This window comes from Bittarella massiliensis (ex Durand et al. 2017) (assembly GCF_017566145.1).
Lineage (GTDB): Bacteria > Bacillota > Clostridia > Oscillospirales > Ruminococcaceae > Bittarella > Bittarella massiliensis_A.
Window position 1 is genome coordinate 89,266 of sequence record NZ_JABFCL010000002.1, and the last position, 20,937, is coordinate 110,202.

Annotated in this window: 22 protein-coding genes and 1 other annotated feature; of the genes, 18 read left to right on the forward strand and 4 right to left on the reverse strand. The window is 64.4% G+C overall.

Translation table 11 applies throughout. The features are described 5' to 3' along the window. The first annotated feature begins 5 nt into the window (after positions 1–5). Positions 6–1,475, forward strand: coding sequence for a S1C family serine protease (locus HJY11_RS02680; RefSeq protein WP_208074544.1), 1,470 nt, complete (start codon positions 6–8; stop codon positions 1,473–1,475). A 229-nt stretch (positions 1,476–1,704) separates the two neighbouring features. Here HJY11_RS02680 and HJY11_RS02685 read toward each other — a convergent pair whose 3' ends face one another. Further along, on the reverse strand, positions 1,705–2,835 hold the full coding sequence (locus HJY11_RS02685) for an aldo/keto reductase (RefSeq protein WP_208074545.1): 1,131 nt from the start codon (positions 2,833–2,835) through the stop codon (positions 1,705–1,707). Between the two features lie 174 nt (positions 2,836–3,009). Here HJY11_RS02685 and rpe point away from each other — a divergent pair, with 174 nt between their 5' ends. After that, positions 3,010–3,672: a ribulose-phosphate 3-epimerase gene (gene rpe / locus HJY11_RS02690; protein ID WP_208074546.1), complete on the forward strand. Its 663-nt coding sequence runs from the start codon at positions 3,010–3,012 to the stop codon at positions 3,670–3,672. 64 nt (positions 3,673–3,736) lie between these two features. Here the strand turns inward: rpe and HJY11_RS02695 are convergent, their stop codons facing one another. Next, positions 3,737–4,273, reverse strand: a complete 537-nt coding sequence (locus HJY11_RS02695; protein WP_208074547.1) for a hypothetical protein — start codon at positions 4,271–4,273, stop codon at positions 3,737–3,739. Positions 4,274–4,318: 45 nt separating this feature from the next. Between HJY11_RS02695 and HJY11_RS02700 the strand changes: the two genes are divergently transcribed. From HJY11_RS02700 to ribF, 15 genes are all read left to right on the forward strand, one after another. Beyond that, entirely contained in the window at positions 4,319–5,275 is a 957-nt protein-coding gene (locus tag HJY11_RS02700; protein WP_208074548.1) for an RnfABCDGE type electron transport complex subunit D, read from the forward strand. A gap of 25 nt (positions 5,276–5,300) precedes the next feature. Next, positions 5,301–5,981, forward strand: coding sequence for an Rnf-Nqr domain containing protein (locus HJY11_RS02705; RefSeq protein WP_208074549.1), 681 nt, complete (start codon positions 5,301–5,303; stop codon positions 5,979–5,981). 3 nt (positions 5,982–5,984) lie between these two features. Further along, on the forward strand, positions 5,985–6,593 hold the full coding sequence (locus tag HJY11_RS02710; RefSeq protein ID WP_208074550.1) for an Rnf-Nqr domain containing protein: 609 nt from the start codon (positions 5,985–5,987) through the stop codon (positions 6,591–6,593). A 152-nt stretch (positions 6,594–6,745) separates the two neighbouring features. After that, positions 6,746–7,870, forward strand: coding sequence for a putative glycoside hydrolase (locus tag HJY11_RS02715; protein ID WP_208074551.1), 1,125 nt, complete (start codon positions 6,746–6,748; stop codon positions 7,868–7,870). 224 nt (positions 7,871–8,094) lie between these two features. Next, positions 8,095–8,340 (forward strand) — a binding site (T-box leader). A gap of 216 nt (positions 8,341–8,556) precedes the next feature. Further along, positions 8,557–9,741 (forward strand): hypothetical protein, encoded by a 1,185-nt coding sequence (locus HJY11_RS02720; protein ID WP_208074552.1) that lies wholly within the window; start codon positions 8,557–8,559, stop codon positions 9,739–9,741. Positions 9,742–9,921: 180 nt separating this feature from the next. After that, on the forward strand, positions 9,922–10,461 hold the full coding sequence (locus HJY11_RS02725) for a stage V sporulation T C-terminal domain-containing protein (protein WP_208074553.1): 540 nt from the start codon (positions 9,922–9,924) through the stop codon (positions 10,459–10,461). A 225-nt stretch (positions 10,462–10,686) separates the two neighbouring features. Next, positions 10,687–11,211: a ribosome maturation factor RimP gene (gene rimP, locus HJY11_RS02730; protein ID WP_208074554.1), complete on the forward strand. Its 525-nt coding sequence runs from the start codon at positions 10,687–10,689 to the stop codon at positions 11,209–11,211. Next, on the forward strand, positions 11,208–12,305 hold the full coding sequence (nusA, locus tag HJY11_RS02735) for a transcription termination factor NusA (RefSeq protein ID WP_208074555.1): 1,098 nt from the start codon (positions 11,208–11,210) through the stop codon (positions 12,303–12,305). Before rimP ends, nusA begins: the two co-directional genes overlap by 4 nt. 75 nt (positions 12,306–12,380) lie before the next feature. Then, positions 12,381–12,653 carry an RNase P modulator RnpM gene (gene rnpM, locus HJY11_RS02740; RefSeq protein ID WP_208074556.1) on the forward strand — a complete coding sequence of 91 codons (273 nt, stop codon included), beginning with the start codon at positions 12,381–12,383 and terminating at the stop codon, positions 12,651–12,653. Beyond that, on the forward strand, positions 12,643–12,978 hold the full coding sequence (locus HJY11_RS02745) for a L7Ae/L30e/S12e/Gadd45 family ribosomal protein (protein WP_208074557.1): 336 nt from the start codon (positions 12,643–12,645) through the stop codon (positions 12,976–12,978). Before rnpM ends, HJY11_RS02745 begins: the two co-directional genes overlap by 11 nt. After that, on the forward strand, positions 12,971–15,289 hold the full coding sequence (gene infB, locus HJY11_RS02750) for a translation initiation factor IF-2 (RefSeq protein WP_208074558.1): 2,319 nt from the start codon (positions 12,971–12,973) through the stop codon (positions 15,287–15,289). Before HJY11_RS02745 ends, infB begins: the two co-directional genes overlap by 8 nt. Positions 15,290–15,361: 72 nt before the next feature. Further along, positions 15,362–15,748, forward strand: a complete 387-nt coding sequence (gene rbfA / locus HJY11_RS02755; protein WP_208074559.1) for a 30S ribosome-binding factor RbfA — start codon at positions 15,362–15,364, stop codon at positions 15,746–15,748. A gap of 113 nt (positions 15,749–15,861) precedes the next feature. Next, positions 15,862–16,812 carry a DHH family phosphoesterase gene (locus HJY11_RS02760; protein ID WP_208074560.1) on the forward strand — a complete coding sequence of 317 codons (951 nt, stop codon included), beginning with the start codon at positions 15,862–15,864 and terminating at the stop codon, positions 16,810–16,812. Next, positions 16,813–17,688, forward strand: coding sequence for a tRNA pseudouridine(55) synthase TruB (gene truB, locus HJY11_RS02765; protein ID WP_208074561.1), 876 nt, complete (start codon positions 16,813–16,815; stop codon positions 17,686–17,688). It begins immediately after the preceding gene. Positions 17,689–17,691: 3 nt separating this feature from the next. Further along, entirely contained in the window at positions 17,692–18,612 is a 921-nt protein-coding gene (gene ribF / locus HJY11_RS02770; RefSeq protein WP_208074562.1) for a riboflavin biosynthesis protein RibF, read from the forward strand. 79 nt (positions 18,613–18,691) lie between these two features. Here ribF and HJY11_RS02775 read toward each other — a convergent pair whose 3' ends face one another. Beyond that, the gene (locus HJY11_RS02775; protein WP_208074563.1) at positions 18,692–19,267 is read right to left on the reverse strand and encodes a cyclase family protein; all 576 of its coding nucleotides are present in this window, start codon (positions 19,265–19,267) and stop codon (positions 18,692–18,694) included. A gap of 103 nt (positions 19,268–19,370) precedes the next feature. Beyond that, positions 19,371–20,210, reverse strand: a complete 840-nt coding sequence (locus tag HJY11_RS02780; RefSeq protein ID WP_208074564.1) for a 5'-3' exonuclease — start codon at positions 20,208–20,210, stop codon at positions 19,371–19,373. A 389-nt stretch (positions 20,211–20,599) separates the two neighbouring features. On the opposite strand from HJY11_RS02780, the gene rpsO reads away from it, so the two are divergent. Further along, positions 20,600–20,857 carry a 30S ribosomal protein S15 gene (rpsO, locus tag HJY11_RS02785; RefSeq protein ID WP_044992442.1) on the forward strand — a complete coding sequence of 86 codons (258 nt, stop codon included), beginning with the start codon at positions 20,600–20,602 and terminating at the stop codon, positions 20,855–20,857. Positions 20,858–20,937 lie beyond the last annotated feature (80 nt).

Sequence of the window (20,937 nt, forward strand, 5' to 3'; positions counted from 1 at the left end):
TCTCCATGCTTGATAACCAACAAAACCCCGAAACGCCCCGGGACGAGACCGGCGGCGCTTCCCCCGCGGGCGGGCCAGGCGGCTCCAGCATTCCCGGCCCCGGCCCCTATGGGCAGCAACCGGGCGGCTACCGCCCCCAGACCCCGCCCGTGGGCGGCGGCGCACAGGGAGGGGGGCAACCCCCCTATTCCCCCTACCGGCCGGCCGGGCCGGGCGGTGCGCAGCCCTTTGTCTTTGACCCCAGCCGATATGCGTCCTCCGGCGGCCCGGAGGGCAATGGCAATGGCAAGCGGCCGGACAAAAAGCCCAAAAAGAGCAGAGGGGTGGTGGCCTTTGCCATCATCCTCTGCTGTGTGCTGGCCCTCTCGGGCATTTTGGTGGGGGCCAACATCCTCTACAAAAACGCTCAGAAGAGTGCCGGCAACCAGGGGGGCAGCTCCCAGGCGGGGGTGACCATCCAGAATCGCCCCGAGGACGGAGATGACAGCAGCGACGCCAAGAGCGGCGAGAAGATGACCACCGAGCAGGTGGCCGCCAAGGTGAAACCGGCGGTGGTGGGCATTGCCGTTTACAGCCAGCAGAGCACGGTGGAGGCCAGCTCCTACGGCTCGGGCATCATCATGAGCGCCGACGGCTACATCATCACCAACGCCCACGTGGTAGAGGGGGCTGTCGGCCTGACCATCACCCTGGAAAACGAAGAGGAGTACACCGGCAAGGTGGTGGGGACCGACACCAAGACCGACCTGGCGGTGGTGAAGATCGAGGCCCAGAACCTGACCTACGCCGAGTTTGGCAACTCCGACCAGATGAAGGTGGGCGAGGACGTGTTGGCCATCGGAAACCCGGGCGGCCCCAGCCTGTCTGGGAGCGTCACCAAGGGGATCGTCTCGGCGGTCAACCGGACGGTGGGCGGCTCCACCGGCTACTCGCTGCACTGCATCCAGACCGACGCCGCCATCAACCCCGGCAACTCCGGCGGGGCGCTGGTGAATATGTACGGCCAGGTGGTGGGGATCAACTCCTCCAAGATCGCCAAGACCGAGTACGAGGGCATCGGCTTTGCCATCGCCATCAACGAGGCCAAGCCCATCATCGACGGACTGATTCAAAACGGCTATGTGAAGGACCGGGTGAAGTTGGGGGTCACGGTCATCGAGATCAACGACACCACCTCCCGCCTCAACGGGCTGCCCAAGGGCCTTTACATCAAGAGCATCGACCAGGGCAGCAGCCTGGAGGGCACTGGGGTGCAGCCGGGGGACATCATCCGCAAGTTCAACGGCGAGAGCACCGAGAGTTACGAGGCGCTGCAGGCCCAGCTGAAAAACTGCAAACCGGGCGACGAGGTGAAGCTGACCATCTACCGGTCCCAGCAGTCGGGCACCGACAAGACCTTCGAGGTGGTGGTGACCCTCAAGGAGGACGTACCCAACGCCGTCGTCAACCAGTCCGCCCGCTCCAAGGCGAGCTGAGTGATTTTTTGACCGGCTTTTCCCCGCAAAGGGCTCCGGGGAGGGCCTTTTTGCCCGGAGAGGGAGAGAGGGGGGCGCGCAGGGGTTGCGCGCCCCCCTCTTTTATCGAACGGCCCCTCCGCCAGGGGCATAGGATGGGACTGTCGAGGTCCGGCATGCAGGGCCTCGTTGAGATAGATGGCGGGGGCCGGCGAATGTTCGCCGGCCCCCGCTTTTTTTGGGGAAAACCCTATTCCAACCCCTGGATTTCGGCGTGGATCTCGGCCAGCCGGTCGGGGATTTCGATGTGTTGGGGACAGTGTTTCACGCAGGCCCCGCAGCGCCGGCACTGATCGGCCCGGTTTTCGGCGGGGGTGAAGCGCTGGTACATGGACTTGACCAAAAACTGGTTTTGGTGCTGCTTGTAGTCGTTGTAGAGGGCGAAGATGCGGGGAATGTCCACCCCAAAGGGGCAGGGCATGCAGTAGCGGCAGCCGGTGCAGGGGACGGCGGTGACCTTGTTCAGCTCATCCAGGGCGGCGGCCAGGGCGCTCTTTTCCCCTTCGGTGAGGGGGGCGGCGTCTTTGAGGGTGGAGATGTTCTCCTCCATCATTGCCAGGTCGGACATTCCGCTGAGGATGACCCGCACGTTGGGGTGGCTCGCCACCCAGCGCAGGGCCCAGGCGGCGTCGCTCCAGCCGGGCTGGCAGGCGCGCAGGGGGGCCTGGGCCGCCTCGGGCAGCTTGGCCAAAAAGCCGCCGCGCACCGGCTCCATGACGATGAGGGGGACGCCGGCCTCGGTGAAGAGGCGGTACTGCTCATCGGCGTGTTGGAGCGACCAGTCCACGTAGTTGAGCTGCATCTGGGCCACGTCCCACTGGTGGGAGGCGAGGACCCGCTGCAAAAAGGCGGGGGAGTCGTGGAAGGAGAAGCCCACGTAGCGGACCTTTCCCTCGGCCTGCATCCGGCGCATGAAGTCGTAAGCGCCCAGCCGCTCGGCGTCGTCGTAGTTCTCGTGGCTGACGGCGTGCAGCAGGTAGATGTCGAAGCAATCGACCCCGCAGCGGGCCAGCTGGGTGTCAAAGACCTTCTGCATGTCCTCCTTCTCTTTGCAGGCCCAGATGGGCAGCTTGTCCACCAGGATGTAGCTGTCCCGGGGATACTTGGCCAGGGCGCGGCCCACATTTTCCTCAGAGGTGCCGTCGTGGTAGGGGTAGGCGGTGTCGAAGTAGTTGACCCCGTTTTCCATGGCGCAGTCCACCATCTGCTGCACCTGCTCAAAGTCAACTGTCTTCTTGTCCTCCTGCAGGGGCAGGCGCATGGTGCCGAACCCCAGCAGCGGGGTGGAGAGTTCGAGGTTGCCCAGTTGTCTCCTTTGCACGTGTTATTCCTCCCTAATGGCGTGGGAAATTCCCACAGATTTCGCCTTTATCATACACCATCGCCCGACCCATTGCAAAGAAAAGCGCCCCCGCAGCGGCAAAATTGACGGCTGGGCGGTTTTGTTATACAATATATCTGTATGAATGCGACTTGCAGAAAGGGGTTACCCACCTTGCTGAAAATTTCACCTTCGATCCTGTCCTGTGATTTTGCCAATTTGGAGAGCGAATGCGCCCAGATGAAAGAGGCCGGGGCTGAGATGCTGCACATCGATGTGATGGACGGCCACTTCGTCCCCAACCTGACTCTGGGGGCTCCCATCGTCAAGTGCCTGCGGCCGAAAAACGACCTCTTTTTTGACGTGCACCTGATGATCTCCGAGCCGCTGCGCTACATCGACGACTTTGCCGCCGCCGGCAGCGACCTGATCACCTTCCACGTGGAGAGCGAGAGCGATGTGGGCGAGACCATCGCCAAGATCAAGTCCCACGGCATCAAGGCGGCCCTGTCGGTCAAGCCCGGCACCCCGGCCGAGGCGGTCTTCCCCTACCTGGACCTCCTGGACATGGTGCTGGTGATGACGGTGGAGCCCGGCTTCGGCGGGCAGGCGTTCATGGGCGACATGATCCCCAAGATCGAGGCCATCCGCAAAAAGGCCGGGGAGTTGGGGCTTTCGCTGGACATCGAGGTGGACGGCGGCATCGACGCGGGCACCGCGCCGCTGGTGACGGCGGCCGGCGCCAACGTGTTGGTGGCCGGTTCGGCCATCTTCGGCAAACCCGACCGCACCGCCGCGGTGCGGGCCCTGCGGACTGCTGGCGAAAGCGCCCTCTAATCGCCCTCTCGCGCGCCAAAAAGCGGGGGCGGGCGGGGTGACCCCCGCCCGCCCCCGCTCTCTTTCAAGCCAACCTGGCCAGCTGTTCCACCGCCTGCTGCCCGGCCAAGGGCCGCCAGTGCTCCCGGGTGGCGGCGTCGCTCACGCCCCCCGGCGGCAGCGGCCGCCCGTACTCCCCCAACAGGGAGAGGGGGCGGGGCGACTGCCCCCGGCAGGGGGCCAACCGCAACCGGTAGCGGCCCTCGCGGGCAAAGAGGGCGCTCTCAAAGCGCCCCGGCCCGGCTTGCCGCAGCAGCGCCGCGCACCCCTGCGCCAGGTGGGACAGGCTCGCAAACTCCCACAGCTGGGGCGGCGCGCCCGACGCCAGCCCGGTGAGGTAGAGTTCCGCCCCCTCGCCCTGGCGGCGCAGCTCGACCGAGAGCGCCTCCGGCCGCAGGGGGGCCAGCCCGGTGGCCCGCTGAATGCGCGCCAGCAACCGGGCGATGGCCTGCCGCGCCGGCTCCCCCTCGGGCCGCCAGCCCTCGCCGATCTGCAGGGCCTGCAACTCGGCGGCCTCCAGGGCGATCTTCCAGCGGTCGGCGTCGATCCTCTCAATGGTCATGGCTGTCCCATCCCCCCACTTCTCACAACCGGAAAGGAGTTCCCCATGGATCGGTCCTCCCCCCTCTACCGGCGGTATGCGCTGTCCAAAGACGTGCTCATCGCAATGCTGCCCATCTTCCTCATGAATGTGATCACTTACGGCCTTCGCCCCCTCCTATTGCTGGCGGTGTCGATGGCGTTTTCCTATCTCTTTGACGCCCTCACCGCCCGGATGCGGCAGGACAGGTTTGACCGCCACGACATCTCGGGAATGGTCACCGGCGCCATTTTGGTGATGTTCCTCCCGGCCAGTGCCCCCTACTGGCTGGCGGTGGTGGGCGCTTTTGTGGCCATTGTGCTGGCCAAAAACGCCTTTGGCGGCTACGGCAACAACATCTTCAACCCCGCAGCGGTGGGCGGTGCCTTTCTGGCCCTCTTCTGGCCGGAACTGATGTTTTCCTATCCCCTGCCCTTTACCAATGTGCCGCTGATCCTGCAAAAGACCTCGGTGCTGGTGGACTCCCCCCTCAAGACCATGAAGATCGGCGGGGTTCCCTTTGTGGAGAAGATGGAATTTTTCATCGGCAACTACCCCGGCCCCCTGGGGGCGGTGGGGACGCTGGTGGTCCTCTCGGGGGCAGTCTACCTCTTTGTGAAAAAGGCGGTCGACTGGCGGCTGCCGGCCTCCTTCCTGGGGGCCTGCGCCCTCTTCTCCTATCTCTTTCCCCGGCTGCACACCACCCGGCTGAACGCGGCCTGTCTGGAACTGCTCTCGGGCACCCTGGTCTTCGCGGCCTTCTTCGTGGTGACCGACCCCATCACCGCCCCCAAACAGCCCCTGTCCCGGCTGATCTACGGGGCCCTCTTCGGGGTGATCACCATGCTCTTTCGCTACTACGGCGCCTTTGAGATGGGGGTCTGCTTTGCCGCCATCGCCTCCAACGCCATGGCCGCCTTCATCGACCGCAAGGTGGCCTGGTTCCAAAACCGAAACAGCGGCCTGCGGATGATCTCCCAGTGAGGGGACGGAAAGGAGTGGAGCAACTGTGAGCAAGTACAAGCGGCGCTTTCGCGCCTGGAAGGAGCGGGCCCGCCTCTTTTTCGGCCGCCACCAGGAGGACCTGGGCCGGGTGGATGGGGTCTTCTCCCAAAACCCGATTTTGATGCAGGGGCTGGCCCTGGCGCCGGCCATCGTGGCCACCCAGTCGCTCAAGGCGGGGGTCATCCTCTCCCTGGGCTTTCTGGGGGTGGTGGTGCCCACCATCCTCCTGGGCAGCCTGCTCTTCAAAAAGGTGGACGCGGTCTACCGCACCATCCTCACGGCGCTGCTGGGCGCCCTGCTCTTTGTGCCGGTGGCCTATGGGCTGTCGCAGCTGTTTCCCTTTGTCTCCACCAGCGTGGGCATCTATCTGCCCATCCTGATCGTGGACTCGATCGTGGTGACCAAGTGCAGCTCCTACACCCACTTCGGGGTGGACCGCTACACCTTTTTGGACCTCTTTTGCACCTGGCTGGGCTTTTCCCTGGTGGTCTGCGTGGTGGGCGCCCTGCGGGAGGTGCTGGCCTATGGGCGGCTCTGGGGGATCACCCTCAAAGGGGCGGTGCCGGTCTCCCGCTCCATCGCCCTCCCCTTTTTCGGCTTCTTCCTCATCGCCGTGCTGGCGGCGGGCTTTCGCTTTCTCAACAACAGCTTCCGCCACTGGATCAACAAAAAGGAGGGCAAGTAAACCATGGCACAGGTCGCAGCAAACATGCTGGTTTCGGTCATTCTGGCCATCTTTGCAGAGAACGCCCTCTTCTCCCGCAGCCTGGGGGTGGAGCGGACGCTGCTGCTGGTGGACGACATGGGGGCCATGGTCACCTTTGGCTGCCTGACCACCCTCTCGGTCACCCTCACCTCGCTGCTCACCTATCTGGTGAGCTTCCCCCTGCGGCAGGATGTCAACGCCTACATCTACAAGCCGCTTCTGTTCATCCTATGCATGGTGGCGGTCTATTTTGCCCTGTCGGGGATTGCCCGCCGCATCCGCTTCCCCCGCTTTGTCAAGTGGCAGGCCAAGGTGCGCCCCCACTATCACCTGGCCACCTTCAACAGCGCCGTGTTGGGCACCCTGATGCTCTGCTCCGGACAGGTGTTCTCCCTGCCCCAGACCGTCGGCTTCTGCCTGGGCAGCGGCGCGGGCTATACCCTGGCCACCCTCATTGTGGCCGAGGGGCAGAGAAAGCTGAAAAACCGCAGTGTCCCCGCTTCCTTTCAAGGGCTGCCGGTGACGCTGCTCTACATCGGCATCCTCAGCCTCTGCATCTACGGCTTTACCGGCTACCAGCTGAGCTTCTAGGAAAAAGGGCAAAATGGGGCCGATATGGGGCCAATTTATGAAATTTTTTTAAACCCTTCTGTATTTTGCACACCTCGTCAAAAAAATGGTGTATACTTATCACGGCTGATTACAGCGCCCGAACAGCGGGCAAAAAGGAGGGAGTCGGGCGGATGGCGAAGCGATATAAGATCAAGCGCTACAACAAGATTTACCGCAGCAGCAACCGGAACCTGGTCCGCAACATCGCCATCTGGGGCGCGGTGCTGGTGCTGCTCGCCTTTGTGGGCTTTGCCGCCTATCGCCCCCTGGTCAACTTCCTAAACGGCGTCTACACCGGGGAGAAGCCAAGCACCTCCCGACCGGCGCAGGACCCGGGCCAGACCGGCGGGGAGGAGCCGCCGCCCCAGGAGGAGAAGGCCCCCGTCTACGCCAGGGTCTCCTTGGGCGATCTCGCCGACGAGGCCAAGATCGCCGAGACCGCCCAGCGGCTGGAGGCCGCCGGGGTCACCCGGGCGGTGCTCCCCCTCAAGGACAGCGGGGGAATGGTGCACTACAACACCGGGGTGGCCACCGCCCAGGCCGCCGGGGCCGTGGCGGCCGACGGCATCGACCTGGATCGGGTGGTCAGCGCCTTCTCGGAAAGGGGGATTGAGGTGGCAGCCCAGCTGTCGGCCTTTAAAGATCCCCTGGTCTCCCGCTACGACAAGACCGCGGCGGTCCTCTACCAAAACCAGGCGGGGGTCCTCTGGCTGGACAACACCGCCCAGGCCGGGGGCAAACCCTGGCTCAACCCCAACGCCCCCAGCGCCCAGACTTACCTGAAAGCCCTCTGCGCCGAACTGGGGCAGAAAGGGGTGAAGGAGATCATCCTCGCCGACGCCACCTATCCGGTGGCCACCTACCTGAAGGACGCGGGCTATGGCCTCTCCGGCGGCGCCACCGCCCAGCAGGCGCTCCAGGCCGCCCTCGATGGAATTGCCCAGAGCGCCAAGGAGTCGGGGGCCGAGCTGAGCCTCTACTACCCGGCCAGCCCCTGGATGTTGAGCGAACAGGTAAACGGGGTGGACTACCGGACCCTAAAGGCCGATCGGCTCTATGTGGACGTGGGGGAGACCGGGGTGCCCGCCGGTGCCAAGGTGGGGGAACTCACCGTGGCGGCCAGTACCTCCCGGCAGGAGGTGGCCGATGCGGTGCGGGCTGCCCTGGAGGGCAAGACAGCCACATCCCCCCTCTATTGCACACCCGACGGGGTGCGCGCTTCCGGGCAGGAGGAGACGGTCCCGCCCCTCTCTTAATTGCACATCAAACCGCGCGCCGGGGAAATCCTCCCCGGCGCGCTTTTGTGTAGGCACATCCCGGCTGTATCGGGCCAGGGAAAAGGCGGTGATCCCCTCCCCCCTCGCCGCAGCGGGGTTTGCCTGGATCGGTGGGCCGCGCCGCGGTGGGTGCCAAGCCTCAAAAAGGACGATTTTTCCCCTTGACAAGACGGCTGGGGCGGAGTAGAATGACACCATATTCCAGAAAACCGTTGATTGAGAAGAGTAGGTGCGGAGTGCTCCCTTCCAGAGAGCTGCGGGCGGTGAGATCGCAGCGGGCAAGGCGCCGAACTGAATGGACTCATGAGGGCGGGACGAAAGGCAGATGGCCGAGTAGTGCCCGACGGGAACTCCACCCGTTACCAAGGGAGCGCACATGGTGGTGTGCGGAGCGAGTGGGCGTCTAGGCGCCAATTTGGGTGGTACCGCAGGAGAGTTTCTTCCCCTGTCCCAGCAAAAGTTGCTGGGACAGGGGATTTTTTATTGCCGGAGCAATGGGGGGACCGCCGCCACCGCGTCTGCCAAGCCGGGCCGCACAGGGCCCGCAAGAAGGGGGAGAGAGAGATGAACAGCCGCACTGCCGGGGTTTTGCCGGTGTTTCGATGGCGGGGAGACCGCCCGCCCGCAAACACCCGAACCTGTTTTTTTGAGGAGGACTGAACACCATGACCTTTACCCCTATTCTGGCCTTTGCCGTGGTCGCCATTGTCTTTGCCCTGGGCGACCTGGTGGCCCGCAAAACCAAGGGCATCATCTCCGCCTTCATCGTCGCCATCGTGCTCTTCGTGCTCTTTGGCGGCGTGCTCAAGGTGCTGCCTGCCAACTTGATGGACACCTCTGGCCTCAACGCCATCATCCCCACCTTCGGCATGGGGCTGATCCTCACCAACCTGGGCTCCACCCTGGACCTCAACGAGCTGAAAAAGGAGTGGAGGACCATCCTGGTGGCCCTGGCAGCGGTGATCGGCATTCTGGTGCTGGGCTTCACCCTGGGCCAGCTGATCTTCGGGCGGGAACTGGCCCTCTCGGCGCTGCCCCCGGTCTCCGGCGGGGTGGTGGCCACCATCATCACCAGCGACGCGGCCAACGCCGCCGGCCGGCCCGACGTGGCCTCCTATGTGGCGGCGGTCAACGCCCTGCAGGTGATCATCGGCCTGCCCATCGCCTCCTTCTGCCTGAAGAAGGCGGCCACCAAGTACGTCTCTGAAGGGAATCTGAAGCGGGATGCCGAGGAGGGCGGCCGCCGCATCAACCTCCACTTCCTCCCCAAGACCCCCAAGGGCCTGGATAGCCCCTTTGCCCACTTTGCCCGTCTGGCCCTGGTGGCGGGGCTGGCCGAGCTGGCCGCCTCTGCCACCGGCCTCAACGCCACCATCGTCTACCTCCTCTTCGGGGTGCTGGCCTCGGCCACCGGCGTGGTGGACAAAAACGCCCTTGCCAAAGCCGGGGGCGACGGGGTGATCCTGCTGGCCACCTACGCCTACTGCTCGGTCAGCTTTTTGACCATGTCCTTCTCCCAGTTCGCCACCATCCTGGTGCCGGTCTTTGGAATGCTGCTGATCTCGGCGCTGGGCATCGCCGTCTTTTCGGTGGTGGTGGGAAAAATCTTCAAATGGAGCCCCGCCCTCTCCATTGCGGCGGGCTTCTCCTGCATGTTCGGCTACCCCATCACCTACACAGTGGCCATGGAGGTGGTGCAGGGGGTCACCGACGGCGGCGACTACACCGAACAGGAGGTGCAGCGCCTCACCGACTACGTGCTGCCCAAAATGCTCATCGCCGGGGTGACCACCGTGAGCGTGGCCTCGGTGGTGCTGGCCGGGGTGGTGGCGCCCATGATCTTCGCCTAACCGTTCCACCGGGAGAGCAGGTCGTTTTTTCGCCGGAAAAAACAGCCTGCTCTCCTCTGTGCGAGGAAGGGATTTTGGCATAAAATAACCTGCCGTGCAAATACTAGCAATGTGAAATTTCCCGCGGGCGCCAAGAGTCGCCGCGGATAACGCCAGTTTTGACATGGGAGGAAAGGCCAGATGAAGGCAACGGGAATTGTGAGGAGAATTGACGATTTGGGGCGGGTGGTGATCCCGAAGGAGATCCGCCGGACCCTGCGCATCCGGGAGGGCGACCCCCTGGAAATATACACCGACAACGGGGGGGAGGTCATCTTTAAAAAGTATTCCCCCATGGGGGAGATGTCCACCTTCTCCGCCGTCTGCGCCGAGGTGTTGGCCAAAACCACCGGACTGCCAGCCCTGATCTGCGACACCGACGGGGTGATCGCCGCCGGCGGTATCTCCAAGAAAGAGGTGCTTGACCGCCGGGTGGCCCCAGCCCTGGAACAGCTGGGAGAGGGCCGCAAAAACTACCTCTGGGAGAAGGGCGGCGAGACGCTGCGCCCGGTAGAGGGGCTGGAGCGCCAGGCCCAGACGGCCTCCCCCATCCTCAGCAACGGGGATGTGGTGGGCTATGCGGTACTGCTCCAGGGCGACGGCACCGCCTCGGCCACCGAGGCCGAGTGCAAGCTGACGGTGGCCGGAGCCGCCTTTTTGGGCCGGCAGATCGAGGGTTGACCCCGGCGGGAGAAAAAAGGGCGGCGGCGGGGAAAAAACGCCCCGAGAAAGGGATGTTTGCCCCACTTTTTGCCCCAAATCCCCTTGCAATGGGGCGGGGGATGTGCTATAGTGAAAACACAGTAAGGTTTTATAAGTGAGGTTGAAAGAGTGGGGTTTCCCGCTCTTTCATTTTTATGGGGCCCAGCCGGGCCCCCCTCCACAGAAAATAAGGGAGGCACTGCTGTGGCAAAACGAACTTCCGGCGGCAAGACCGCCAACCTGGTGCGGGAGCTAGTCAGCCCCATCTGCCAGGAGCTGGGGGTAGAACTCTGGGACGTCCTCTATCTCAAAGAGGGGTCCGACTGGTTTTTGCGGGTGGTCATCGACCGACCCGGGGGAATCGACCTCAACACCTGTGAGGCGGTGAGCCGCCGGGTCAGCGACCTGCTGGACGAGGCCGACCCCATCCCCGAGAGCTACTTTTTGGAGGTCTCCTCCCCGGGCATCGAGCGCGCCCTCACCCGGGATGAGCACTTTGCCCGCTACCTGGGCGAGCCCGTCCGGGTGACCATGATCCGCCCGCTGGACGGCTGCAAGGAGCTGACGGGGGAACTGGTGAAGAAGGAAGGGGCCCTGCTGACCCTGGCGCTGGAAGGCGGCGGCACGGTGGAGATCGACCTGACCCAGACGGCCAAGGTCAACGCCGTGGACACCGAGGAGGCGTTTGCCGACAGTGAAGACGAGGATGGAGGAATGGAGAAAAGATGAACACCGAATTTTTTGAAGCGCTGACCCTGCTGGAGAAGGAGCGGGGCATTCCCGCCGACTACCTGCTGGAGAAGATCGAGGCCGCCGTGGTGATCGCCGTGAAGAAGGACTACAACTGCGGTGACAACGTGCTGGTGGACATCGACGCCGAAAAGTGCAAATTCGACGTTTACCTGGTCAAGACCGTGGTGGAAGAGGTGGAGGACGAGACCGCTGAACTCACCCTGGAACAGGCCCAGTCCTATAAAAAGAGCGCCAAGATCGGCGACACCATCCAGATCAAACTCAAGACCAAGGAGTTCGGCCGCATCGCCGCCCAGACGGCCAAGCACGTCATCCGCCAGGGCATCCGCGAGGCGGAGCGGGGGCTGATGGTCCGCGACATGCAGGAGAAGGAGCACGAGGTCATCACCGCCACCGTGCTGCGGGTGGACCCCCTCAAGGGCTTTGTCACCGTCGACCTGGGCAAGAACGAGGCGGTGCTGGTGCGCTCCGAGCAGGTGGAGGGGGAGGTCCTCCGCGAGGGCGAGCGGGTCAAGGTCTACGTGGTGGACGTGTTGGCCACCGACCGCGGGCCCAAGATCATGATCTCCCGCACCCATCCCGGCCTGGTCAAGCGCCTGTTTGAGATGGAGGTGCCCGAGATTTACGACGGCACGGTGGAGATCAAGGCGGTCTCCCGCGAGGCGGGCAACCGCACCAAGATGGCCGTCTGGAGCAAGAACCCCGACGTGGACCCGGTGGGCGCCTGCATCGGCCCCAAAGGCTCCCGGGTGGCGGCCATCGTCGCCGAGCTGGGGGGCGAGAAGATCGACATCGTCCGCTGGAGCGAGGACCCGGTGGCCTTCATCAGCGAGGCCCTGAGCCCAGCCCAGGTGGTCGGGGTGGAGATTTTGGACGAGGAGCAGCGGACCTGCCGGGTCTCGGTGCCCGACGGACAGCTCTCCCTGGCCATCGGCAACAAGGGGCAGAACGCCCGCCTGTCGGCCAAGCTGACCGGCTGGAAGATCGACATCCGCCCCGAGAGCGGATTTTACGGCGAGGACGAGGACGAATCCCCGGCCCCCGCTAAGGACAGCGGCGAAGAGGGCTGATCCCCCCGTTTGCCGGCAAGGGCCCGCGCAGGCGGGCAAACGCGTGTTTTGAGCAAAGAGATAGGGTGAAGAGAGATGGTTCAAAAAAAGATCCCCATGCGGATGTGCGCCGGTTGCGGCGAACAGAAGCCCAAGCGGGAACTGATCCGGGTGGTGCGCAATAAAGAGGGGGAAGTCTCCCTGGACACCACGGGCAAAAAGCCCGGGCGGGGGGTCTACCTCTGTCCCAGCGCCGGCTGTCTAAAAAAGGCCCAGAAGGCCAAGCGGCTGGAGCGGGCCCTGAGCGCCCCCATCCCGGAGGACGTCTATGAGACCCTGCTCTCGGAGATAGAAGCCCATGGAGAGTAGAGAGAAGCTGCTGAATATGTTGTCCCTCTGCCGAAAGGCGGGAAAACTGTCCATGGGTTTTGACAGCGCCAAGGAGGCGCTGGTGCGCAAAGCGAGCCGGCTTTGTCTGCTGGCTGCCGACTGCTCCCCCAAAACCGCCAAGGAAGTTCGGTTTTTTTGCGGCAGGGAAGAGGTCTCCTGCAAAGACCTGCCCTTTCGCCGCGGGGACCTTTCGAAGAGAATGGGCAAGGAGTACACCGTCTTCAGTGTGAACGACGACTCCTTTGCCGCCAGCATACAAAACCTGTTGACCTGTACGAACGAGGAGGACTGTGTATATGATTAAACAGCATCGCATCCACGAATTGGCCAAGGATATGGGCCTGCCCAGCAAGGACTTGATGGAGATTATGGAGGGAAAGGCCGACCTGACCAAAAAGCACATGAGCGCCCTGGATGACGAGCAGCTCAGCTACCTCTTTGAAAAGCTGACCGAGCGCAACCAGCTGCCCAACCTGGACAGTTATCTGGAGAAAAAGCCCGTCGTGAAAGAGGCGGCCAAGGCCCGGCCCCAGAAGGCGGCCAAACCCAAAAAGCCCAAGGAGAAACTGCAGACGGTCAAGCTGCCGGTGGTGCAGGACCCCGAGGCCGAGAAGGCCGCCGAGGAGATCGCCAAACAGGCCAAGACCCTGCGCCACGTAGACACCCGGACGGTGGACGTCAACCTGGACAAATTCAACGAGAAATACGACCGGATCGCCCCCCAGACCCCCAAGACCAAGAACGCCGTCACCAAGCAGAAGTTCACCAGCCGGGGACGGCGGGGCGGCTTCCGCGGCGGCAAAAAGGTGGAGACCGAGGCCCAGCGGCTGCAGCGGCTGCGGATGGAGAACATCAAAAAGACCCCGCTGAAGGTGCTCATCCCCGACGAGATCACCGTGGGTGAGTTGGCCGCGCGGATGAAGATGACCGCCGCCAACATCATCAAAAAACTGATGGGGCTGGGGGTCATGGCCTCCATCAGCGACACCATCGACTACGACACCGCCTTCCTGGTGGCCAGCGAGCTGGGCTGCGCCCCTGAGAAGGAAGTGGTGGTCACCATCGAGGAGCGCCTCTTTGAAGAGGAGGAGGACAAGGACGAAGACCTGGTCACCCGCAGCCCCATCGTGGTGGTCATGGGCCACGTCGACCACGGCAAGACCAGCCTCCTCGACGCCATCCGCCACGCCAGCGTCACCTCCACCGAGGCCGGCGGCATCACCCAGCACATCGGCGCCTACAAGGTGAAGGTGGGCGACGGGGAGATCACCTTCCTCGACACCCCCGGGCACGAGGCGTTTACCGCCATGCGCGCCCGCGGCGCCCTGATGACCGACATCGCCATCCTGGTGGTGGCCGCCGACGACGGCATCATGCCCCAGACGGTGGAGGCTATCAACCACGCCAAGGCCGCCGGGGTCTCGATCATCGTCGCCATCAACAAGATGGATAAACCCGAGGCCAACCCCGACCGGGTGATGCAGGAACTCACCGAGTACGAGCTGGTGCCCGAGGAGTGGGGCGGCGACGTGATCTGCGTGCCGGTCTCGGCCACCACCCAGCAGGGCATCGACACCCTGCTGGAGATGGTGCAGCTGACCGCCGACGTCAAGGAGCTCAAGGCCAACCCCAACCGGATGGCCAAGGGCGCCGTCATCGAGGCCAAGCTGGACAAGGGCCGCGGCCCGGTGGCCACCGTGCTGGTGCAAAACGGCACCCTGCACCGGGGCGACGTGGTGATTGCCGGCACCGCCGTGGGCCGTGTGCGGGCCATGACCGACGAGAATGGCCGCCGCCTGGAAGAGGCCGGTCCCGCCACCCCGGTGGAGATCACCGGCCTGGCCGAGGTGCCCGCCGCGGGCGACGACTTCAACGCCGTCGAGAACGAGAAGCTGGCCCGCGAACTGGTGGAGAAGCGCCGCTACCAGCAGAAGCAGGAGCAGTTTAACTCCTACCAGAAGGTCACCCTGGAAAATCTCTTCAGCCAGATCGAGCAGGGCGAGTCCAAAGAGCTCTCCATCATCGTCAAGGCCGACGTGCAGGGCTCGGTGGAGGCCGTGCGCCAGTCGCTGGAGAAACTCTCCAATGAAGAGGTCAAGGTGCGGGTCATCCACGGCGCAGTGGGCGCCATCACCGAGTCGGACGTGATGTTGGCCGAGGCCTCCTCTGCCATCATCGTCGGCTTCAACGTCCGTCCCGACCCCCTGGCCAAGAGCCGGGCAGAAGAGGCCGGGGTCGACCTGCGGCTCTACCGGGTCATCTACGACGCCATCGAGGACGTGGAGTCGGCCATGAAGGGGATGTTGGCCCCCAAGATCCGCGAGGTGGATCTGGGCCGGGCCGAGATCCGCCAGGTCTACCGCATCTCCAACGTGGGCGCGGTGGCCGGCTGCTATGTGACCGAGGGCAAAATTCTCCGGGGCGCCAAAATCCGGGTGGTCCGGGACGGCATCATCATCGCCGACGACGAACTGGCCAGCCTCAAGCGCTTTAAAGACGACGTGAAAGAGGTGGCCCAGGGCTACGAGTGCGGCATGAGCCTGCAGAAGTTCAACGACATCAAGGAAGGCGACTTCTTTGAGGCTTATATGATGGAGGAGTACAGAGAAGACTAATAGAGGCGCGACCCGCGCCGCAATCTGCCTCGGCCGTCCCGATCGGGCAGCTGGGGATAGGGAGGGGAAACCATGTCATCCTTTCGGGTAAACCGCATCTCTGAAGATGTGAAGAAGGAGCTGGTGGACATCATTCGGGTTCTCAAAGACCCGCGCATCAAGCACGGGGTCATCTCCATCGTCAAGGCAGAGGTGACCAGCGATCTGTCCTACGCCACGGTGTACGTCTCGTCCCTCGACGGGCTCGAGGACGCCAAAGAGGCCGTCAAGGGCTTTGAGAGCGCGGCCGGCTATATCCGCCGGGAGATCGGCAACCGCCTGCGGCTGCGCCGGACCCCGGAGTTTCGGTTCGTGGCCGACGATTCCATCGCTTACAGCAGCGAGATTTTCAAAAAGCTGGACGACATTCGGGAAAAGGACCGGCAAAACCGGCAGAAGGACCCGGCCGAGTCCGATTGACAGAGGTGTTCCGGCGAGACCTAGGGGCCGCCCCGCGCAGGCGGGGCGGCCCTCTCTCGTCGGCGCGCCGGAAGACGGCCCCGGGGCGGGGCCTGTAAAAAGGGGAGACGCGGATGATGGAGATGACGGTAAAAGGGGTGGCAGACCTGCTCAAAGGGGCAAAGGACGTGTTGATCCTCTGCCACCAAAGCCCGGATGGGGACACCCTGGGCAGTGGGTACGGGCTGTATTTCTGCCTGAAAAAGCTGGGGGTGCGGGCCCGGGTGCTCTGCCCCGACGAGATACCGGAGCTGTTCAAATTTCTCCTGCGGGGATACAGGGAGGAGACGTTTGACCCCGCCCTGGTGGTGGCGGTGGACATTGCCGACGCCAAGTTGATGGGCCGCCTCTGCCAACAGTACGGCGATTCGGTGGACCTCTGCATCGACCACCACATCTCCAACACCGGGTACGCCCGCCGGCTGCTTTTGGACCGGGAGGCCGCCGGCACCGCCGAGGTGATCTTCGCCCTGGCAAAGGAGTGGGGCCTGACCCCCGACCCCCACCTGGCCGACTGCCTCTACACCGGCATCGCCACCGACAGCGGCTGTTTTAAATACCAAAACACCACCCCCCGCACCCACCGCATCGCCGCCGAGCTGATGGAGTGGGGGGCCGCCGCGGCCGAGATCAACCGGGCGATCTTCGACACCAAATCCCAGGGCCGGCTGGCGGCCGAGAGCGCCCTGATCCGCTCGATCCGCTATTTCTGCGGCGGCCGCCTGGCCGTGGCGGTGATGGACCTGGCGACCATCGCCGAGACAGGGGCCGGGCCGGCCGACTTCGACGGGCTCACCGCCCTGCCCCGCCAGGTGGAAGGGGTGGAGATCGGGATCACCCTGCGGGAGCGGGAGCCCGGCTTTTTCAAGGTGAGCGTGCGCACCTCCAGCTATGTGGACGCCTCGGCCCTGGCGGCCCGTCTGGGAGGGGGCGGCCACATCCGCGCCGCGGGCTGCACCGTCCGCGGTACGGCGGACGAGGCGGTGGAGGTCATCCACCAACTGGCAAAGGAGTTTTTGCACTAGATGGACGGGATTTTGTGCGTCGACAAGCCGGAGGGGTTCACCTCCTTTGACGTGATCGCCAAGATGCGGGGGATCGCCCGCTGCAAGAAGATCGGCCACGGGGGAACGCTGGACCCCATGGCCACCGGGGTGCTGCCCCTCTACTTCGGCGCGGCCACCCGGGCAGTGGACATGGTGCCCGGCCAGAAAAAGGAGTACCGGGCCACCTTTTTGCTGGGCCAAACCACCGATACCCTGGACCGCACCGGCGCCCTGCTGAAGACCCGGCCGGTACAGGTGGGGCGGGCAGAGGTGCTGGCCCTGTTGCCCCGCTTTACGGGAGAGCAGGAGCAGCTGCCCCCCATGTACTCGGCGGTGTCGGTGGGGGGGCGGCGTCTCTACGACCTGGCCCGCCAGGGCATCGAGGTGGAGCGCAAACCCCGCCGGATCACCGTAGAGGAGTTGGAACTGTTGGATGGCGAGGGGGACAGCTACACCCTGCGCATCCTCTGCAGCAAGGGAACCTATGTGCGCTCGCTGGTGAGCGATCTGGGCGAGGCCCTGGGCTGCGGCGCGGTGCTCACCGACTTGGTGCGCACCCGCTCCGGCCCCTACACCCTAAAAGACTGCATCACCCTGGAGGAGGCCCAGGCCAAGAGGGAGGAACTGGCCTCCCTTTTGCTGCCGGTGGAGACGGCCTTTGCCCACCTGCCGCCCCTCTCCCTCTCGGCCCATTTTGCCCGCCTTTTCGCCAACGGGGTGCGGCTGCGGGCCGAACAGGTGGGCAGTCCGCAGCCCGGCGAGTACCGGGTTTTGGGGCCGGAGGGGTTTTTGGGGGTCGCCCTGCTAGATGGGGGCCAGCTGCGGATCAAACGCCTGTTTTTGGGGGGGAGATAGCCGATGGAAGTGGCGGCAACACTGGACTTTTGCAGCTTGCAGCAGACCTCGGTGGCGCTGGGGTACTTTGACGGGGTGCACCGGGGTCACATGGAGGTGATCTCCCGGGCGGTGGCCGCCGCCCGGGAGAAGGGGCTGCGCCCGGCGGTCTTCACCTTTGTGGCCCAAGGGGGTCACAAGGGGGAGCGGGCCCTGGGAGGGCTACTGCTCACCGAGGCGGCCAAGGAGCGGCTGCTGGAAAGCGCCGGGGTGGAACTGGTGCTCACCCCCCGCTTCGCGAGCTTTCGCCAGATGGAGCCGGAGCAGTTTGTGGCCGAGGTGCTCCACCTGCGGCTGCGGGCCCAGGTGGTGACCTGCGGCTACGACTTCCGCTTTGGCCGGGCAGGGGCAGGGGACGCCAATGCCCTCAAGCGCCTCTGCGCCCCCCTGGGCATCGCCGTGGAGGTGGTGCCCGAGTTCCGGCTGGCGGGGCGGGAAGTCTCCTCCACCCGCATCCGCACCCTCATCGCCCAGGGCGAGGTGGAGGAGGCGGGGCGGCTTCTGGGCTACCCCTTTGCCGTGGAGGGGAGCGTGGGCCAGGGCAACCGCTTGGGGCGCACCCTCCAGTTCCCCACTGTCAACCAGCGGCTGCAGGAGGGGATGGTGCAGCCCCGCTTCGGGGTCTACGTCTCCCGCACCTGGGCGGCCGGGCGCTGGTGGCCCTCGGTGACCAATGTGGGGGTCAAACCCACAGTGGGGAGCGAGTGGCCGGTGGCCGAGACCAACCTGCTGGGCTTTTCCGGCGACCTCTACGGGGCCGAGATACGGGTGGAGCTGCTCCACTTTCTGCGGGGGGAGCAAAAGTTCGCCTCGGTGGAGGCCCTGCGGGAACAGATTGCCCGGGACGTGCAGTGTGCCCGGGACTACTTTGCCCAAACCCACTGAAAAACAGAGATACAGGCAGGCAATAAAATGCCTGCCTGTATTATTTTTACAAAAACAACAGATTGTATTTCTTGCTGGGTCAGGGGGCGATCAGGACGGCCCGCACCGGTGCGCCGTCGCTGCCGGCGATCTTGACGGGGGCGGCTGATAGGAAATAGCGCCCCGGCTCGACCCCCTCCAGCTTGAGGGTCTCAATGATGGCGATCCCCTCGCCGAGGATGCTCTGGTGGGGCGGTTTCTCCCCGCCCACCGGGCCCACCGAAAGGGCGTCGGTGCCCAGGGTGACGATCCCCTTCTCCCGGAGGATGGGGCCGGCGTTTTCGCTGAAGAAGGCAAACCCCTTGACCAGGAGGATGGAGCAGCCCTGGGTGTCCAGCTCCCGCAGCCAGGCGTCGCCGACGGTCCGGCCGGGGTAACTGACCACCAGGCACTCGCCGATGTAGTGCTCCAGGGGCATGTCGGCAATGGAGACCGGCGAGTCGGTGAAGTGGCAGGGGGCGTCGGTGTGGGTGCCCTTGTGCACCGAAGTGGTGATCTGGGTGCAGTTGCAGTCGTCCCCCCGCGCCCGGCTGAGGGTCTGGCGGGTCTCGGCTGGCGGGTCGCCCGGGTAGAGGGGGGCCGAGAGCAGTTCGTGAGAGATGTCAATGAGTCGCATGGCAAGCGCCGCCTTTCCGTTTTCTTTTCTCCAGCATAGCAGAGAGTTCCCCCTCTGTACAGGGGCGGCGGCGCGTTTTGGGGAAAAAGTGCCCAAACAGGGTTTACCGCTCGCCGATGGCGGCAATGATCTCGTAGGTCTTGCACTCGTGTAGGGCGGCGCTGGGCCGCCGCGGCGCCAGCGCCCCGGTGTCCAGTGTCCGGTCAAGGGCGATCAGCCGCTGATTTTGGTCGATCCTGGCCCGGTTTTCCCGCAGGGTGCCCGCCGTTTTGGAGGCGGGGTGGGCGGCGATGTAGGGGGCGATCCCCCCGCTGTGCAGGATGGCCGCCGCGGTCTTGGGGCCGATCCCCCGCACCCCCTCGATGTTGTCGCTCCTGTCCCCCACCAGGGCCTTGTAGAGGACGTACTCCTCGGGTTCGATCTGAAACCGCTCCCGCACCCGCCGGCGGTCGAAGAGGATGCTGTTTTTCCCCCGGGGAAGGTAGAGGGCGGTGCGCTCGTCCACCAGTTGAATGAAGTCGGAATCGGTGGAGACGACGGTGCACCCCCGCCCGGCAGCCCCCTCTCGCGCCACAAGGGAGGCGATGAAGTCGTCCGCCTCCACCCCTTCCGCCTCCCGGTGGGGGATGCCCAGGTAGTCCAGCGCCTTTTTGATGAGGGGCAGCTGGGCAAAGGGATTCTCCCCCTCCGGCACCTCGGCGTAGTCCCGCCGGTTGGCCTTGTAGCGGCTGTCGATGGCCAGGTTGCCCGCCCAGCTGGTCTCGCTGTCAAAAACGACGGCCAGGGCGCAGGGGTCAAACTGCCCAGCCAGCTTCTTCAGGCTCCCCAAAAAGCCCACCAGCCCCTTGATCTCCCGCCCCTTCCCGTTTAAAATAGAGGCGGGAATCCCATAGTACATCCGAAATAGCAGGTTGTGTCCGTCCACGACGACGATCTTCTCCATCTTTTCGACCTCCTCGATCAAAGGTGTGGGCCGGCCAGCCGGCCCTGTCGTTGCCCCCGCCTGCCGGGGGAATAAAAAAAGACAGGTATGACCGCGATCATACCTATCTCTAGGGTCCGGCCAACCGGCCGGAAGAAACTCTCTCTGCCCCCATTATAGCAGAGGGGCGGGCCCTTGGCAACGCCCCCGCACATCCCGCGTTTGGGGGAGGGGGAAGGGCTGCTTCCCGCCGGGAAAAGATTGGCTTTTTGCTTTACAACAGCTTCGGTTTATGGTATCCTAACAACTGTGTGACCCATCACTTGGCTCTGGGGGCATGCCCCGAAACGGGGAGTTCACCTGCCCACTGCGAAGTTTTGCGGCGCAAATCTTACAATGAGGTGAAAGACATGGAAAACAAACAGGAACTCATCGCCAAATACCGCGTCAACGAGAAGGACACCGGCTCGCCGGAGGTGCAGATCGCCCTTCTGACCGCCCGCATCAACCACTTGAGCGAGCACCTGAAAGAGCATCCCCACGACCACCACTCCCGCCGGGGTCTGCTGAAAATGGTCGGCAAGCGCCGCAACCTGCTCAAGTACCTGACCAAGGTCGACGTGGAGCGGTACCGCGCCATCATCAAAGAGCTGGGCATCCGCAAGTAAGCGGCAACGAGATACCCAAAAGGGCCCTGGCCAATGCGGCCAGGGCCCTTTTTTGCAGGATCGCCGCCCCCACTGTCAGT